Source organism: Streptomyces sp. NBC_00654, from assembly GCF_026341775.1.
GTDB lineage: Bacteria > Actinomycetota > Actinomycetes > Streptomycetales > Streptomycetaceae > Streptomyces.
In genome coordinates this window covers 232,622-250,164 of sequence record NZ_JAPEOB010000003.1, presented here as the reverse complement: position 1 = coordinate 250,164, position 17,543 = coordinate 232,622, and the positions used below count along the sequence as shown (strand labels likewise).

Genomic DNA, 17,543 nt, shown 5'->3' with positions numbered 1-17,543 from the left:
GTGAGCTGGATGAAACGCGGGAGGAGCCGGCGGACGGCCGCTGCGGGGGTGCGGCCGTCCGCCGGATGAACGATAGACGCGGGTTTTGGGCCGGGGAGCCGGTCAGTCCAGTTCGATGACAATCACGAGGACGACGCGCCGCCGACGACGCGGGGGCATGCGCCGGGTGCCGCCCCGGTTCGGCGGGTGGTTGACGGTCACCCGGGAGCGGCGGGGCGCGTGGCGACAGCGGCGACGGGGCTCCCGCCGACGCTCGTACGCCGAAGACTCGTTCGACTCCGACTCCTCGGTGGCCTTCGCCGCGTTGCGGGCGGCCTGGGCGTCGCGGCGGTGCCGAAGATACTCGATACGGGCACGCGTCGTGCCGATGGCGTCGAGGAAATCGGACTTGAGCTGCGGGTCCTCGAAGGAGTCGTACTGGTCGACGATGTCGAATTCGTTGGGCATGACTGATGTACCTCTGCTCTCGTGTTCTGTGTACGTGATCGAATCGGGCGGTATCGAAAGATGGCGCACATGCAGAGAGGCTGAATACACACGAGAGGAGAGAGGCGTGAATTCCGCGCGGAACGATGGAATCGGGGTTATGGAACTGCCGGACGGTTGAGTGGTGTTGCCGCCGTCATGGCGACCGGTGCGTGAATCAAACTCCGTTCCACCGAATCGAGCAAGGGTTTTTGAAGATTCGGCCGAAATTGCGTATCGGGCATGATTTTGGTGTCCGGGTACGCAAAGGAGGGCTCCCGAATTCGGGTGCCGATCGGGGCCGAAAAGGCCTCGCCCACTTCGACCGTACAGGGCTATTCCCGCACTCCGCAAGGGTGTTCGTCGCATGTTTGTCGCAGGCCGGGTTCGGTGCATTTCGGGCAATAGTTGCAAAACGGCATGCGAGGGCATTCCTCGCATTATTCGATCCCGTGACACATTGGGGCATTTGAACGATGTGACGGTGAGAACCTTCCTCGGACCCACGGGGGATGTCAATCAGGATTGTCGCCCGCGTGTCGCTGTCAAATCTGCGTGTACGGTGGACTCCATGGGCAGTGCAGGAGCTGAGGAGTGGTGACGATGGACACCGGCATGGACTTCGGTCCCTGGCTCGCACGACAGCTGAAGCAGTCGAAGATGAGCCAGGCCGATCTCGCTCAGGAGATCGGCCTGACCCGGGCGGCCGTCTCGGCCTGGATCACCGGGCGGGCGACTCCCCGCGAGGAGACGATCGCCAAGATCGCCGAGGCGCTGGGGACGGATCTGGGGACCATCCACACCCGGACCACCGACACCCTGGCCGGCCTGCCGGTCTCCTGGTACCACCGCCCCGGATACGCGGACGGGGGACGCGAGTTCGGCAACGCGGCGGCCTTCGCGTTCCGGGCCGATGTCGGAGTGCTGGCCCGCGAGGCCACCCAGAACAGTCTGGACGAACGCCTGGACCCAGCCCAGCCCGTCCGGGTGCGCTACACGCTGCACGAACTGACCGGAGAGTCCTTGGCCCGGTTCAAGGAGGAGATTCGCTGGGACGACCTCCTTCCGCACTACGAGGCGGCTTCCGCGCAGGACCAGAAGGTCGGCCGGACGATCGCCGCCGGGCTGCGCGACATGTACGAGCGCGACCGGCTGGTCCTCCTGCGCATCGACGACTACAACGCCTCCGGTCTGACCGGCGACGACTACGAGACCGGCCGCTTCGCCGCGGTCGTCCGTCGTCAGCTCGACAGCCACAAGTCCATGAGCGCCGCCGGTGGCTCGTACGGTCTCGGCAAGGCGACGCTCTGGGCGACGAGCCGACTCGGCCTGGTGCTCATGAACTCCACGCTGTCGGAACCGCACGAGGGACGGACCGAACGGCGGCTCATCGGCCGACTCGATCTGCCCTGGCGCGAGGTGGGCGGAACACCCTGGGCAGGTCCGGCCTGGTTCGGCCGGCCGGATCCCGACGCCGACGATGTGAACGTCGCCCGCTCGTGGTGGGCCGACGAGGGCGGAGCCGAGCGGCTCCATCTCTCCAGGGAGAGCTCCGAGCCCGGCACGTCGTTCCTGATCGTCGGGGCCCACGACGTGGCGAGCCTCGCCGAGGAGACGGAGAGCGGCGATGTCGAGGACAGCGACAGCGTGCATCGGATGCACCACCGTCTGCGGGAGGCACTCGGCCGGAACTTCTGGGCGGCCATGACCGGTGGAGCGACCGGGCGACCGTTGCTGGAGGCCTCCGTCCGGACGCTCCGCAACGGCGAGGAGATCATCGCGGAGACGCGGGTCGATCCCCGGGGCACCCAACCTTCCCGCACCCGCGCACTGCAGGCGTTCCTGGACGGCACGACCGTGGAGCGGTTGACGGAGTCCGGACAGGTGGCCATGACCACCGTGCCCCTGGTGGTGCCGGGGCGCGCGGGACGAAGCGACGGGGAGCACCGGGCCGTCGTCCTGGTGACCGCGGCCGAGGACGGCGACGACGGGAAGTCGAACCGGGTGACGACCATGCGGGGCAACCGTATGACGGTCAGGAGCGGGTGGGTGCCCAACCTGCCGGTAGGGACGAATCCCTTCCAGGCCGTGCTGCTCGCGGGCAGGGCGGCGGGTGACGACGCGCCCTTCGCGGACGAGGCGGAGGCGTTCCTCCGAGCCGCGGAACCGCCCGAGCACGACAAGTGGGGACAGACGGAAGAGCTGCGGATGCTCTACTCGCCGTCCGCGTACCGGCGCATCGCCACGCTCACCACCGAGACGAACAGAGCGGTGCGCGATCTGGTCGCGCTTCCCGCCAAGAAGCGCAAGGGCGGCTCGGAGCGGCTGCGCAAACGGCTCGCCGTGGGAGGCCGTAAGGTCGCCCGGCCCGTGTCGGCGGCCGGTCCGCCGACCCTGGAGGAGCTCGATGCCCGGATCGACGACGACGGCGCGTGGTGCGTCACGGGGGAGATCAAGGTTCCTCTCGGAGGAGACTCCTGGCGCCCCGTCCCGGTCGCGAAGCTGGAAGTGCGCTCCGGGCCGCGACCGGTTCTGGGCTGGTCCGAACTCGTCGCCGTGCACAACTGCGAGGTGGTGGACGGGGCGATCCACATCGCGCCCGGCGCGCGCGGTGCGACCTTCCGGGGAACCACCGACGTATCCACCCATCCGGTACGGGCCGTGTTCAGCGGACTCGTCGTGGAGCTGCGCACCGACAAGGGGGTCCAGGCATGAAGGTCTATCCGTACAAGCGACTTCCCGGTGTCGTGTCGCTCCGGGTCGAGGCCGTCGAACTGCGGGGGCCGGGCGAGATCCGGGAACCGCTGGACACCAACGCGTTCTCGACCGTCGACCAGGTGGTCGCGCCGGGAGTGGCCGGGCGGGACGACTGGGAGAGCGCCCGGCTGAAGCTCTCCGCCACCGTGCCCGGCAGGGCGACCGAGCCCGACGGCCCCTGGTCGGACGTGGCGGTCGTCGTCGTGCTGAGTGAGGGCGCGACCAACACGAGGAACACGGCGTCCCTGAGGCCCGGGGCCGATGGGGGCCGCCAATGGACGGGCCATCTGGATCTGTGGCGTGAGGACCATCTGGACCGGGCCACGATGTCTCTCCATGTGGTCGCCACTGTCGACGGCGTGCCGGGACGGGAGATCGCGACCTCGGACAAGGACTGGATCGTCGACCTGAAAGCCGATGCGCCCCTTCGCGAGCGGGAACTCGAAGTCCATGAGGTCGGATTCCGCGAAGGGCCGGAATGGCTGCGACGCTTCCGTGAGGTGCCGTGGATCGTCGACACGTCCGGCGACCTCCCGGCCGTACACGTGAACACCGATTTCGAAGGCATCACCGAACTTGTCGATGGCAACGGCACATCGGTCGACAACCTTGTCCGTGATCTTCTGATCGCCCAGATGTGCACGGATGTGTGGACAGCCGTCTTCCACACCGCCATCGGCGACCTGGAGATCGAGGAGGACGGAACGCCGCTCTTCCCGCGCGACTGGCGCGGTGAGGTGCTCCGCGAGATGCTGCCCGACGTCGTGCCCGACCGCTCCCTGGAGGAATCCCTGCGGGAGGTCCACCGGCGACGCACCGGAACGGCCGGCTGGACCGACCTCCAACCCCGCATCCACTACGCGGCGACGCGCAGGGCGGAAGTGCCCAAGGCCCTGACCGCCACCATCCGTGGCCTCGAAAGCATCCACCGGGGGACCGACGCATGACCGAGAAGCCGAACCACCTGCCCGAACGTCTGGCCCTGCTCGCGGACCTCAACGCCGCGCAGTACATCGGTGAAGGACTGCTCACCGGCAAGGAGGACGTCCCCGCCATCGGGCTCAACAAGGTCACCGAACCTCTGCCGTACGCGGAGGCGAGCCGTGCCGAGCTGGGGCCGGTCCGTGGTCTGGTCGACGACGCCATGCATGTCTTCGGTGACGGGAAGCCGACGGCGGCCGACGCCTGGCTGGCCCCTCGGCTGCACGCGACGCTGAGACTCAGCCGACGCGAGGCCGCCGACCGACGGTTCTGGAACTACCTGGCGCTGGGTGTGGCCCCCGACTACGTCGTCTGGCGTCACACTTCCGAGCCGAAGAAGGACGAGCTGCCGAGGGCCACCGCCGCACGGTTCAGCGGACCGGCGTACACACAGGCGTTCGCCCGGCTGTGGTGGGCGGCCGAACTGTTCCGCGACGGTCCCGACTACGCACCGGTCGAGACCGTGTGCGCGCACCAGGACATGCTCAACAGCGCCCTGAGGCTCGACGTGATCGACCACCGACCCACGGCGCAGGCGATGGCGCGCCTGATCGAGCGCGGCACGGTGAGGACCGGCCGGGAGATCAACGCGTTGGCGGCGGTGATCAACGCTTCGGCGGCCACGCTCATGTACGACGTCATCGCTCCGGACATCGAGCGGGACGGCCGGCCTCTGCGGGGCTGGATCGAGGCGGCGGAGTGGGCGGCCGCCGTGCCGCGCCGGACGCTTCCGGAAGGCCCCCCCGAGGAGAAGGCACCCGAGGCGTCCGTGGTCGCACTGGCCGACCTGTTCGCGAGCCTCTTCGCCGAGGCCCCCGTACGCGGAAAGGCCACCGTCGACGCGGCGTGAGGGCGGGCCGGGGCCTCAGGCGTCCTCGTCCTCGACCGGGGACGGGGTCTGCGGCTTCCAGCCCTTGAGCTCGCCGTACCACTCCTTCCTCGGCTTCTCGCGCAGGAGAGCCATGCTCAGGATGTGGAGGGAGAGACGGGGCGGGATGGCGTTGCCGATCTGCTGGGCCACATCGGTGGACCGCCAGGGGTACGCGGCGGGGAAGGACTGGAGGAGCCCGGCCTCTTCGAACGACAGCCGTTCCAGTTCCTCACCGACCTCCTTCGCGCCCGCCTCGCCCTTGAGCAGGTAGAGCCGGTTGCGTCGTACCTTGCCGGTGATCGTCGGCGCGGGCTCGTCGGAGGTGCGGCGTCCTCGGTTCTTGGGGTCGCCGCCGGAGCCGTAGTTGGAGACCATGACGAAGTCGTCGGGACGGGTCGCTTCGAGCGCGTCTCCCATGGACACCCAGGGCTTGATGGGCTCGTCCTCCTCGCCGTCGGGCAGGGTCGAGAAAAGGGAATCGTCCTCCTGGCCGCCCGTCGTCGTCAGCCTTTCGGCGCCCTTCACGTACCTCTGATGCGTCGCTTTCGGGAAGCGCACCTCACGACGCTCGTTCCCGGGGTCGTACTGCGCGATCAGCACGGCCCGTCGACGGGCCTGCGGGACACCGAAGTCCTCGGAGTGCAGGACGTGGGCGTCGGCCGCGTATCCGGTCCGCTTGAGGATCTTGACGTAGTGCTTCCACACCGGCAGAACGGTGGGTACCTGCTCCAGGACGACCACGTCGTACGGTCGACCGCGCCTGAGCTTGGCCTCCATGATCCAGCGCAGGGGCTGGAGCACGAATCCGGTGCGCTCGTCCGACATGAGGTCGGTCTCGGCCTTGACCTCTTCCCACGCCTTGTCGAACGAATCGATGTCCTCGTGGTCGGCCAACCGCGTGGCCAGACGCTCCACGTCGTCCAGCGCCTCGTGACCCTTCCGGTTGCCCGCGACGGAGAAGGACTGGCAGGGCGGCCCGCCGGTGAGCACCGTCGCCTCGACGACCGACGGGTCGCACGGGCCCAGCGCGGCGACGTCCTTGACCTCGGTGGTCAGCAGACCGGCCGCGTCACGTGTCCGGCGCGTGGCGTCGTCCCACTCGACGCCGATGCTCGCCACACCCTCGCCCGCCATGATCGTGGCGGCGATGTCGAGACCGCCGGGCCCGGCGAAGAGATCGACGATCCCGAATTTCGCAGGCGGAAGTGAGGGGTGTGCTGGGCGGGTCATGGTGTGAAAGTGTAGCCGGCGTTCAACCTCTCTCCGTCCAGCACTTCGGGGTCGGTCGACCCGCTCGGGATCATGCGTCCAGGGCCGCCGCGACGGCCCGGCCGAGTGCCGTTCCGACGGGCGGGGGTGAGGCGTGGCCGATCTGGCGGTAGCGCGCGGTCTTCTTCCCGGCGAACGACCATTCCCGGGGGAACGACTGGAGAAGCGCGGCCTGCTCGACCGTGAGTTTGATCAACCCTGAGGGGGAGTCGTCCGGTCCGGGAACCTCGTCGGCCAGCGCCCCACCGTTGACCCCCATGCGTTCCCAGGCCTTCTTGGTCCCCGTGAGCCCCAGGTCCGCGCCTCCTCGCTTGTCCGAGCCACCCACCAGGGTGGGGGCGACACTCAGCGCCTGTGCCGCCCACGCGTCCGCACCGGGCCAACCACGAGCGGCCATGGAGCGGCGCAGCGCGCTGCCGACCGGGACATGACTGTCGACCGTGGGCGCCGGCGGGCGGAACGCGTCGAAGTACCGCTCCTTCAGCGCGACGAGCACGCCCTGTTTGCGGTCCTGCGGCACGCCGAAGTCGGCCGCGTTCAGGACGAACCAGCGGAACCGGTACCCGAGGTGTTCCAGCTCCTTGCGGATGAATTCCCGGACGGCCTCGAAGGACGGGGAGTCGACCAGGCCGGGCACGTTCTCGATGAGCAGCGCCCGCGGTTGGACGGAGTGTGCGAGCAGCACCGCCGCCTCCAGCAGGCGCAGCTCCTCCTCCGTCTCCGTCCTCGCCGCGGTCGCGCTGGACTTCACGCGCGGCAGCCCGGCCGACAACAGGTCGACGTCGTAGGTCCGCGGATGCTCGTCCGGAACGAAGTCCAGCAGATCCATCTCCAGGACGTTCCACGCGGGCCGGTTCCGGCGAAGCGTCTCGCAGGCCACCGGCTTCCGGTCCAGAAGCAGGACGGGGTCGAAACCCGCCCCCTCCAGCCCCAGAGCCAATCCGCCCGCGCCCGCGCACACATCGACGAACCGCAGTTTGCTCATAGGTCCCCACCCTTGTGTCGTTTCGGCCGTGCCTGTCGCTCCCGCTCGACTGCCGCCGCCACCTTCTCGGCGGCACCGGCCGGAGGTTCGTGCTCCCAGAACCGCAGTACGGTCCAGCCCGCCGAAGCCAGGTGCTCGGTCGTCTCCAGGTCCCGCGCCATGTTCCGGTCGAGCTTGTCCCGCCACCACTGGGCGTTCGACTTCGGTTGCGTCGCGTGCACGGGGCAGCCGTGCCAGAAGCAACCGTCGATCATCACGGCCACCTTGGCCCGGGTGAACGCGATGTCGATGGTCCGCCGGGGCATGTCCGGCACGCGCACGTTGACCCGGAAGCGGTACCCCTCCGCGTGCAGCAGCTTGCGCACCGCCACCTCGGGCGCGGTGTCGCGGCTCGCCTGGCGGCTCATCCGGGCGGAGACGCCGGGGGACGAAGGTTTCGCCGTGCTCATCACCACCAGTCTCCTACGTTCCGTCCGTCCCGCGTTCGATGATCGCCGAATCTCTCCTGGTGGAGTCGATGGTCCGGAAGCGCACCAGGCTCCGCTGCGGGCCGGTCGACGACCTCGGCGGAACCAGGGAGAAGGCCATGACGAGGTGCTCGGGGTCGATCGCTCCGGCGGCGGAGATGCGGGGTGCCCTGTCCTCCACCACGGGATACAGGACGAGTACGCCGCGTCGCTCGCGTACGAGCGATTCCACGATCTCGTTCCCCGTCCCCTTCTCGGTGTCCCTCGCGCGGGCGATCCGCAGCGCGGCCCCGCGGTGCTTCGGTTCACTGATGGCGCCGAAGAGGTCGCCCCGGCGCCTCCTGCGGTGGGCGAGGGAGAGCGGGCGGGAGCCGAGGACCGTGGCGGCGACGCGGCGGGCGGACATCTGCTGCGGAGCGATCACCAGCCAGTCGTCGATCCCCGGGCCGTGCTCGCCCGCGGTGAGCAGGGATTCCAGGTGCGGCGAGAACTGTGCGGGGGCGGACCACCGCAGATCGCACAGGACCCTGATCAGGGACTCGTGGTCGAGCGTGCCGAGCAGCGCCTCGTAGCTGTCACGGCCGCCGTGGGTCATGGTGACAGGGGTGGGGTCGAGCGTGTCCAGGACCGGTCGCCACACCTCCGCGTTGTGCCGCAGGTCGGCGGTGGCCGTCGGGTAGGCGGTCGGCTCGACCCACTCGCCGGGGGAGCGGATCTCCACCAGCTCCGCGTTGAACATCTTGTTGCGGGCGGACGGCTTGATCCAGGAGAGGTGCTGGGAGACCAGGGGCGGGATCTGGGCCGGGGTGACCTGGGGTTTGCCGTCGATCAGGGTGGCGTAGCGGGTGAGCTGGGCGCGGAACGTCTCCTCGTCGCGGCAGATCGCCTCGAACGCCTCGTACAGGTCGACCGTCTTCGTTCTGCCCATCGGCTCCTCGCGGCCGATGTAGAGGCGGACCAGGTCGCGGTAGCCGGGGCGGAAGCCGAACCAGCGGCCCATCTGCATCAGAGTGTCGGCCTGCTGGGTCTTGCGGCGGTAGTACGTCACCGTCAGGCCCTCGACCGTGAAGCCCCGGGAGAGCTTCGTGCCGCCGACCAGGATCTTCCAGACGTTCGGGGTGCGGTCGAAGTCCAGGTCCGGCTGGGCGTAGTCGCGTTCGGAGTCGCCGTTGACGACGAGCACCGGGGTGCCGCCGGAGTTGATCAGCTGGCGGGCGCGGAAGACGTGCGGCTTCAGGTCCTCGTACGACGTGGGCGTGGGCAGTCCCTCGTCGGCGAAGCGCCGGAAGTCGGAGAGGAGGAGGGCGGCGAGGCGGTCGTGGCCCTCCTGGCCGGTGTAGGACGCCTTCTCCCACAGGGTCCTGATGCGATCGGCGAGGATCTTGTGCTCGGCCATGCGGACGGACTCGTGGACCAGCATCGTGTGGTGGCGGAACGGGCCGTCCGGGACTCCCCGGGCCGCGCGGTACAGCTTCAGGGCCCCGGTGAGGAGGAAGGCGTCCAGGGCCTCCTGGAGGCGGTCGCCCCGGGCGTCGTCGTGGATGCCCCGGATGTGGGACTTCTCGGCGCCTCCGGTGGCGGACTCGTCGGTCCGGTCCAGGTCGTGGAAGTCCTGCACGCCCATGTAGCCGGTCGGGCGCGGCAGCGAGATCAGGAAGTCGCGCGGGAAGATGTCCTCGCCGTCGCCGGGGTCGACGAAGACGTTGGCGAACGGGGTGGCCGTGTAACCGACGTACTGGGCCCGGGGCAGGAGGCCGAGCAGCTGGGAGATCTGGCTGTTGATGGCCGTACGGGCGACCTTGCCCTCCTCCCACTTCTTCGGGTCCGTCGTGTTCACCGAGGCCTGGTCGGACTCGTCGTCGATGATCAGCGCCGGGATCTCGGAGAGGATCATCGGGCCGATCTTCTTCAGGTCCGTGATGAGCTTGCCCAGTACGGACTTGTTCTTCTTGACGACCATCACGCGGGCGGCCGCCCGGTGCAGGTTGTCCGGCGCGTACAGCGGCTGTGTGCGGTCCTGCTTGTCGATCTCCAGGGCCCGGATGCCGGTGGCCAGACTCTGGTAGTCGTCGTCGCGCGTGGTGAGGCGTTCGATGTCGAACGCGCCCTGCGTGGACGGGCGTCCGCCGTGGCTGACGAACTTCGCCGGCCAGTCCTCGTCGTCCTGGTAGTCGACGCCGATCAGCGCGTCCAGGTCCGTGGGGTCGGCGCCGCGCAGGATGTTCTCCTGGCCGATCAGCTCCATGTCGAGCCGGCGCTGGGTCTGGCCGCGGAGGAGGTTCAGCGTGCCGCCGAGGACGATGACCAGGCGGTAGCCCGCGTCGATGGCCTTCGCCGTGACGCCGGTGAAGTTGGCGGTCTTGCCCGACTGGACGTAGCCGACGACCAGGCCGCGGGCCCCGTACGCCTCGGTGCGCGTGGGGTCGGCGAGGCGCTCGACCACGGCGTGGCTCGCCTCGTCCAGACTGGAGACCGCCGCGTCCGACCAGCCCTTGCCGCGCAGCAGCCGCTCGTACGCGTCCCAGTAGAAGGAGCGGGCGGCAGCGGTGTCACGGGAGTACCAGGCGGTCGGCGTCGTGCTGATGACGGTCGGGCCGGGCTCCTTGAAGACCGGGACCGCCCCGTCGAGCGCCTTGCGCAGGTCGGCGCCGAAGCCCAGGCGGGTGTACGTGTCGGCGCGGCGCTCGTCGGTACGGGGCGGGGCGGACGACCACTCGGCCCGCTCCGCCAGGTCCCAGCCGGTCAGGGTGCGGTGCCACAGAGCGGTGAGTTCGTCGCCGGGGCCCGCGCCGATGACGCGGTCCGCGAAGTGGCTCAGTCCGGTGTCGGCGGGTTCGTCGGCCTCCGCGAGGGCGAACGCCAGTTTGGCGAAGTGCTTGGGGCCCCGGCGCATCGCGCCCAGGACATCGCCGTGGAGGTTGAACAGGTGGTCGGTCATGGTGTGCTCACGCTTCCTCGGGTGGGTACGTCCGGACGCGGGTCAGCGCGCGAGTTCGCAGCGCGCGGCCGTCACCAGGACGCTGTTCCACAGGGCGACGTTGTCGGTGTGGACGGCCCGGACGCGTTCCTTCTGGAAGATCTCGTTGACCATCAGGTAGAGCATGCTCTTCACCACCGGGGCGTCGTTCAGGCCGCCGCGCCGCCCGCCGTTGAAGACCTGCCGGTACTCCTTGTTGAGCCTGATCTCCCGTTCCTCGCGGTCGAGTTCGAAGAACACGTCCGAGGGCAGCGCGTCCCAGCGGAAGGTGATCGGGTCCTCGCCCTCCAGCTCGGGCAGCTCGTCGCGCAGGGTGCGCTTCAGCCGCGGGTCCAGGCCCTTGCCGGGCGGGATGACCGCCTTGCGCTGCGGCTCCGTGGCCCGCCGGGCCGCTTCCCGGTATGTCGCCTCCGCCTCCTGGAGATACGTGGCGAAGCTGTGCCCCGTGCCGTCCACGGCCTTTTCGAGACCGCGGGCGAAGGCGGGAGTGACCGTCACCCCGTCCTTCTTGACGGTGAGGCTGAAGACGTCGTTCGGCCCGGACGGCAGGTCGACGGCGATACGGGCCAGGGCGAGGTGTCCCTCGGCACTGCGGGTGCTGTTCCAGCCGCCCGCCTGGACGAGCCGGTCGTTGCGGTAGATGTAGAAACCCTGGCGTTCGGCGAGCGGGCCGATGCCCCGGTAGCTGACCAGCGGGGACTTCGGCGGCCAGATGTGGGCGGCCAGCTCCACGTCGCCGACGCCCTCGACCGGTGCGGTGTACGTACGCGGGTAGCCGGGCCGGCCGGGGAGGCGGTAGCCGAACGGGTCGATCGGCTCGACCCCTCGGTGGTCCAGCTCCTCCTTCGTCGTCACGTCCTCGACGACGATGTCGACGTTGAAGTCCTCGCGGGCGAGGAAGCGGTGGAGATAGAGCCCGAGGTGGGTCTCCAGCTTCTCGATCGCGTCGTTGAGGAAGCGGTCGGCCTGGCCCGCCGTGACGGTCTCGAACGCGCGGACCCGGTCCCAGCGGACGATCGTGCCGTGCCACTCGATCAGGCCGTCGTACCGGTCGACGAGGTCCTGGCAGTAGCCGGGGTCGACGATGTCGCACGTGAAGTCGGCCTGGGCGCGGGCGGTCAGCCAGCGGCGTCCGGCCGACGGGCTGCGCTTGGTACGGCTGATCACGGTGAGCGAGTCGGCGTGCGAGAGGGACGCGGCCTTGAGACCGGCGCCGAAGTGGCCGAGCGCGCTCTTCCCGTACTCCTGCCGGCCGCCGACCGTCATCGCGGTGTCGAGCGCCTCGTCGTTCATGCCGGTGCCGTCGTCCACCACGAGCAGGCTGACGAGCCGGTCCTCGTCGCGGAGGAAGCTGATCACGACACTGCGGGCGCCCGCGTCTATGGAGTTGTCGACCAGGTCGGCGATGGCCGCCTCGAAGCCGTATCCCTGGTGGGTCAGCGACTCGACGTAACGGGCGGCGGGCGGGAGCCGCTTGCTGCCGGTCGTCGGGATCTCGTACTGCCAGTCCGCGGACGGCTGGTAGGGCGGCATGAAGACTTCCTCGCGCACACGGAACGGGGCCTGACGGGGAGGCGCGGCCCCAAGACGATTGTTGAATTGTGATCGTATGGCAAAGGTCGGACATCCGTGAATCCTCACCACTCGTTCCACAACGCGTGGCCGGAAGTGAACCTTGAGTGAGAGGGGGTGTCGGTGCGGCTCCCTCGCCATTGTGCGGAACAAAGCAGTGCCTTGTGTCAACTCCCGTGAAATAATGGCTTGTTCGGTGGAGTCCGGCAGGGCGGGCGGCGACGGTGCCGATGGGGGCGGGCGGATGACTGACAGCGGGAACGCCGGTGGGCGGGGCGACGGGCAGGTCACGGGGGGTGGGGAGCGGGGCGGGACCGTCGCGTTACGGATCACGGTGAGCGGTACGCACCGGCGCAGGGAGGATCTGGCGGCGCTCTGCGCCTGGCTGGAGAACGCGCCCGCGCTGACCGAGGCGCGAGGGTGGGCCGGGCTGGAGGTGGAGCGGGGGGACTCGCTCACCCAGAGCGAGTCCATGAGCGGTGAACTGGTCCAGGACATCCTGCTCATCGTGGCCGCCGAGGCCGCCCGGCCGCTGGCCGACATCGCGTGGAACTCGGTGACGACCTGGCACCGCAATCGGCGCCGGCTCGCCAACAGCGAGGAGGATCCCCGCGTCAGCCTCGCGGCGGACGGCTTCGAGGACGACCCCGCGCTCAACCGGGACACGGACGACCCACCGGCGCCCGACGACGATCCGGACCCCGGCGCGGGGGAGCACGGGCACGGCGGTGAACGGCCCGAGGGGGTATAGGCGTCGTGTCGCCGTACAACACACGCGGCGCGGGGAACCGCGGCAAGCGGCACCGCGCGGTGCTCATCGGCGTGGACTCGTACGACCACGAGATCGACCTGCCCGCGGTGACGCAGAGCCTCCGGCTCATGGCCGAGGCGCTCACCCACGCGACATCCGGCGTGCTCGACGGGTCGGATCTCGTCATCCTCCCCGACCCCGCCGAGAGGGAGGGGAGTTCGGGGGCGGCGCGGCCGGTGGATCCGTTCCAGGCGCACGCCGCGCTGCGGGCCGCCCGTGACGAGGTGGACGGGCTGCTCGTCGTCTACTTCGCCGGGCACGGCATCGTCCGCAGCGACGGCAGCGATCTGCATCTGCTGTTCACCTCCTCGCGCGTCACCCAGGACCCGCTGCACCCGTTCGTGGACGCCCTGTCCTGGCGGAACGGCGTGATGGCCGAGCTGCGGAAGGCGAAGGCCGACTGGGTCGTCGCCATCCTCGACTGCTGCTTCGCGGGCAACGCGCTGAACGAGTTCACGCCGGAGGTCCGGCAGAACTTCGCCGTGCTCATGGCGGCGGAGCCGGGCGTGGAGATCCCGCCGGGTGCCGAGGGCATCGGCACCGATTTCACCGTCGCCCTTCACGGGCTGCTGACCGGGCGGACCGCGGCCGACGAACCGGTCAGCTTCACCCGGATCGTCCCCGAGATACGGGAGGCGATGGCGCCCTTCAAAGCCGTCGACGGTCACCGGTGGGTTCCCGAGGAACGGCGGCACGGCGATGACGTCCTGCTCGCCCTGACACCGGCGAGCCGGCGGGTGAACTGCGTCCTCCCGCCTCCGCCCCATCTACCACCGCCCGTGCCGCCCGAGGCCGACGGTCCGGGTGAGCCAAAGCACGAGACCGCCGAGTCGGGTGAGCCCGGACCGGAGGCCGTCGAGCCGGACACGTCCAAGCCCGCGCCCATCGAGCCGGGTGAGCCCAAACCCGCCCCCGTCGAGCCGGACACGCCCGAGCCCGCGCCCGCCGAGTCGGGTGAGCCCAAGCCCGCGCCCGTCGAGCCGGACGCGCCCGAGCCCGCGCCCGTTCGCGCTGAGCAGGGCGGTGCCCTCGATCGGGTACGTCAGCGTCTGCGGGCCCTCCGCCGGAAACGGGCCATCGCGCTCACCCTCGCCCTCGCGGTCGGTGCCGGAGCGGTCCTCTGGGCGGCCCCGGACTGGCCGCCGGGCGGCGGACGCGGCGGCTGCACCCCGCCCATGGAGCTGCGGGTCCTCGTCGACCCCGATGTCCTGCCCACCGTGCAGAAGGCCGCCGACGCCTATACGAACAGGGACGCGGAGGGCTGCCGCACCGTCGGAATCGGTGTCTACGCCGGCAAGTCCACCGACGCGGTGGACGCGTTCCGGTCCGCCGCCCTGTGGCAGTCGCCGCTCCCCACGTGCCCCGTGTCCGGGGACTGCCTGCGGCCCCAGCGGGACCTCGGCGCGCAGCCGGACATCTGGATCCCGGCGGCCGGGAGCACCCTCGCGCGGGTGCGGGAAGGGCAGAGCGGGTCCGCGCGGGAGACGGTGAGGCTCGCCGGGCTGGGGCCGCTGGCCTTCACCCCGATGGTGCTCGCCGTTCCCGACCTCGGGCCCTCGGTGGCCGGTGCGCGGACCCGTGCCCCGCTCGGCTCGCTCATCGCCGGGCTGAGGATCGGCCGGCCCGCCGGTGAGGAGCCGTTGGAGGTGCTGCGGCCCGATCCCGAGGGCACGGACGGGGCGCTGCTGTCCACGGCCGCGCTGTACGACTCGTTCTCCGCCGGGGAGCCCTCCGCCGGGGAGCCTTCGGCCATCGAGGCTGGGATGGCCGACCGGCTCCGGCCGATGCCCGGCACGGCGCGCGACCTGATGTGCGCGCTGTCCGACGGGTCCCGCAACACCCTGGAGAACCGGGCCGCCGTGCTGGTCCCCGAACAGACCATGGCGCTGTTCAACCTGCCGTCCAAGGTCTCCGTGCAGGGCACCCGCCCCTCCTGCGCCAGCGACACCCTCCAGCACCGTACGGCCCGCTACCCCACCGACGTACCGGTGCTGGAGCTGCCGTTCGTCCGGGTCACCTGGACCGACGCCGACCGGGACACGAAGGCGCGCGAGCGGGCGGTGAAGGACTTCTACGACTGGCTGGTGGGGGACCCCGACGCACGGGCGCTCTTCGTGCGGGACGGGTTCCGGGATGTCGAGGACGGCAAGCCGGCGCCACCGGGACCCACCTCGCCGCTGCGTGCTCCCGCCAACGACGGGGCGGTGAGCCTCGACATCCCGGATTCGGACTCCCTCATGTCGGTGGCCTCGATCGCCGGTGCGCTGAGCAACTACCGGAAGGCCCTCGGACCCGGCCGGGTCCTCTATCTGCTCGACAACTCGACGTCCATGGAGGACAAACGGGTCTGGTCCGGGCCCGGCCGCGCCAAGGAGCTGGTGACCCGGTCGTTGCGTTCGCTCGGTACGTCGGACCAGTACGGGGTGTGGACGCTGGCCCCCGAGAAGAAGGCGAAGAAGAAGACGGATCACCCGGACGTCGTCCGGTACGGGAAGAACCCGCTGACCGGTGCGCAGAAAGCGGTCGGGGAGGCGAAGGCGGTGAACGCCGACGCGGACATCGTCACCGGGCTGACCGACGCGCTGGGGACGCTCCGGAGCGGCTCGTCGGGCGCCGATCCCCGGCTGATCGTTCTGATCACCGACGACGAGGACTCCTCGGAGCTGAAGCGGAAGGACATCGAGGCGGTGGTGAAGGCAGCGGGTCAGGGGGCGCGCGTCCGTGTGGTCGCGGTCTCCCTGCGCCCCGACGGCTGTGCGCCGGGACGGCTCAACCAGCGGCTCGCCGAGGTCACTGGGGGGCGCTGCCTGGATCCGTCGGACAGCATCGCGACGGAGCTGACGGCCGAGGTCGCGAAGACCGGTACGGGGGACGCGGAATGAGTACGACGGGAAGAGACATCCGAGGGAGCCGGTGGCACCGGACGCGTCGCCTGCGCCTCGTCGCGCTCGGCGCGCTGTTCGCCCTCGCCGCGCCGGCGTGCTCCGGCGGCTCCGGCGGTGAAGGGCCCGGCCCGGACACGAGCGGGAAGGGTCCCGGTACGACGGCCGCCGGGCCCATCGTCGTGGCCAGCGGTCTCGATGTGACCGGCTCCGGCGGCGTACGGCAGCAGCTCATCGAGGAGTGGAACCGGCAGCACCAGGACGATCCCGCCCTCCGGGCCAAGCTCGTCGAACTCCCCGGCGGCGCCGACCAGCAGCGCAGCCAGCTGCTCGGCGCACTCCAGTCGGGCAGCGCCGCGTACGACGTGGTCAACCTCGACATCACCTGGATACCCGAGTTCGCCGAGGCGGGTCTCATCCAGGCACTGCCCGCCGACGAAGCGGACGATCCGGACTTCATCCCCCGGGTGCAGAGCACCACGCTCTGGGAGGGCCGCAGTTACGCCAGGCCCTTCAACAGCGATGTCGGGCTGCTGTACTACCGCCGCGACCTGCTCCAGAACGGCGGGATCACCGAGGACCGGATGCCCAACAGCAGCTGGACCTGGGAGAGCCTCTACGCCTCCATCACCACCCTCGACAACGGCACTCTCGACCGGGAGCGCGGCGAGGCGGGCTGGACCACCCAACTCCGCCAGTACGAGGGGCTGACCGTCAACACCATCGAGGCCTTCGCCGCCGTCGGCGTGGAACTCGTGCGGGACGACGGCACGTACCGGTCCGACCCGGCGGAGCTGAAGAAGGGCCTCAACGAACTGCTCCGGCACGCCGACAACGACCGGCTGCTGCCCGCCGCGCTCTCCTCGGACGAGAACGCCACCCTGGCCGACTTCGCCGCCGGACGCGTCGCGTACCTGCGCCACTGGCCGTACGCCTACGGGGCGTTGCAGAGCCTGCTGAAACCCGGGCAGTACGCGGTCACGGCCCTGCCCGGCCACGCCGTGCTCGGCGGCCAGAACCTCGCCGTCACCGCGGACTCCCCGCGAGCGGAGAACGCCCGCGGGCTGACCAAGTTCCTGACCTCGCCGGAGAGCGAACGCTGCCTGCTCGACGCGGGGTTCGCCGCCACCCGCACCTCGGCCTACGAGCCCACCGCGATGTCCCGGCCCTGCTGGCCGGCGGTCGCCGCGGCCCTGCGCCCGGCCGGCAGCGCCCCCGGCGCGCCCGTGACGGGCGAGGGCAGCGCGCAGATTCCCACGGAGTCCGCCCGCGCCGCCTTCACCCGCACGCTGAGCGAGGCGCTGAAGACCGCGGTGCAGCGGCCACGCACCCCGTACTACGGGGCGTTCACGCAGGTGCTCCAGTCGAAGGCGCACGATCTGCTGACCGAGGGTTCCCCCGACATCGACGCGGCCGAGGAACTCGACAAGGCCCTCGAAGCCGCCTTCGAGGGCCGGTAGCCGGGGCATCGGGGAATACGGGGCTTCGGGGATACGGGCTTCAGTG

General features: G+C 70.3%; 12 protein-coding genes. 6 read left to right on the top strand and 6 right to left on the bottom strand.

Annotated features, from left to right (window positions below):
* Nucleotides 1–102: 102 nt before the first annotated feature.
* Entirely contained in the window at nt 103–447 is a 345-nt protein-coding gene (locus OHA98_RS33510) for a hypothetical protein (protein WP_266931362.1), read from the bottom strand.
* Nucleotides 448–1,068: 621 nt separating this feature from the next.
* Here OHA98_RS33510 and OHA98_RS33505 point away from each other — a divergent pair.
* From OHA98_RS33505 to OHA98_RS33495, 3 genes are read left to right on the top strand one after another with little or no spacing between them, the layout of a single operon-like run.
* Nucleotides 1,069–3,180 carry a helix-turn-helix transcriptional regulator gene (locus tag OHA98_RS33505; protein WP_266932510.1) on the top strand — a complete coding sequence of 704 codons (2,112 nt, stop codon included), beginning with the start codon at nt 1,069–1,071 and terminating at the stop codon, nt 3,178–3,180.
* A complete protein-coding gene (locus OHA98_RS33500) occupies nt 3,177–4,169 on the top strand; it encodes a hypothetical protein (protein ID WP_266931360.1) in 993 nt (330 codons plus the stop codon). The genes OHA98_RS33505 and OHA98_RS33500 overlap by 4 nt, the downstream gene beginning before the upstream one ends.
* The gene (locus OHA98_RS33495) at nt 4,166–5,053 is read left to right on the top strand and encodes a DUF6339 family protein (RefSeq protein WP_266931358.1); all 888 of its coding nucleotides are present in this window, start codon (nt 4,166–4,168) and stop codon (nt 5,051–5,053) included. Before OHA98_RS33500 ends, OHA98_RS33495 begins: the two co-directional genes overlap by 4 nt.
* Before the next feature lie 15 nt (nt 5,054–5,068).
* Here the strand turns inward: OHA98_RS33495 and OHA98_RS33490 are convergent, their stop codons facing one another.
* From OHA98_RS33490 to OHA98_RS33470, 5 genes are all read right to left on the bottom strand, one after another.
* Nucleotides 5,069–6,304, bottom strand: coding sequence for a DNA cytosine methyltransferase (locus OHA98_RS33490; protein WP_266931356.1), 1,236 nt, complete (start codon nt 6,302–6,304; stop codon nt 5,069–5,071).
* Nucleotides 6,305–6,374: 70 nt separating this feature from the next.
* Nucleotides 6,375–7,328 carry a DNA cytosine methyltransferase gene (locus OHA98_RS33485; protein ID WP_266931354.1) on the bottom strand — a complete coding sequence of 318 codons (954 nt, stop codon included), beginning with the start codon at nt 7,326–7,328 and terminating at the stop codon, nt 6,375–6,377.
* Nucleotides 7,325–7,777 (bottom strand): very short patch repair endonuclease, encoded by a 453-nt coding sequence (locus OHA98_RS33480; protein WP_266931353.1) that lies wholly within the window; start codon nt 7,775–7,777, stop codon nt 7,325–7,327. Before OHA98_RS33480 ends, OHA98_RS33485 begins: the two co-directional genes overlap by 4 nt.
* A 13-nt stretch (nt 7,778–7,790) precedes the next feature.
* Nucleotides 7,791–10,733, bottom strand: a complete 2,943-nt coding sequence (locus OHA98_RS33475) for a Z1 domain-containing protein (protein WP_266931352.1) — start codon at nt 10,731–10,733, stop codon at nt 7,791–7,793.
* 42 nt (nt 10,734–10,775) lie between these two features.
* A complete protein-coding gene (locus OHA98_RS33470; RefSeq protein ID WP_266931350.1) occupies nt 10,776–12,305 on the bottom strand; it encodes an ATP-binding protein in 1,530 nt (509 codons plus the stop codon).
* 283 nt (nt 12,306–12,588) lie between these two features.
* Here OHA98_RS33470 and OHA98_RS33465 point away from each other — a divergent pair, with 283 nt between their 5' ends.
* The 3 genes from OHA98_RS33465 to OHA98_RS33455 are packed head-to-tail and all read left to right on the top strand — an operon-like array spanning nt 12,589 to nt 17,497.
* Nucleotides 12,589–13,095, top strand: coding sequence for a hypothetical protein (locus OHA98_RS33465; RefSeq protein WP_266931349.1), 507 nt, complete (start codon nt 12,589–12,591; stop codon nt 13,093–13,095).
* A gap of 5 nt (nt 13,096–13,100) precedes the next feature.
* Complete coding sequence (locus OHA98_RS33460) at nt 13,101–16,037, top strand: substrate-binding domain-containing protein (RefSeq protein WP_266931347.1); 2,937 nt, start codon at nt 13,101–13,103, stop codon at nt 16,035–16,037.
* Nucleotides 16,034–17,497 (top strand): extracellular solute-binding protein, encoded by a 1,464-nt coding sequence (locus OHA98_RS33455; protein ID WP_266931346.1) that lies wholly within the window; start codon nt 16,034–16,036, stop codon nt 17,495–17,497. Before OHA98_RS33460 ends, OHA98_RS33455 begins: the two co-directional genes overlap by 4 nt.
* Nucleotides 17,498–17,543: the final 46 nt, after the last annotated feature.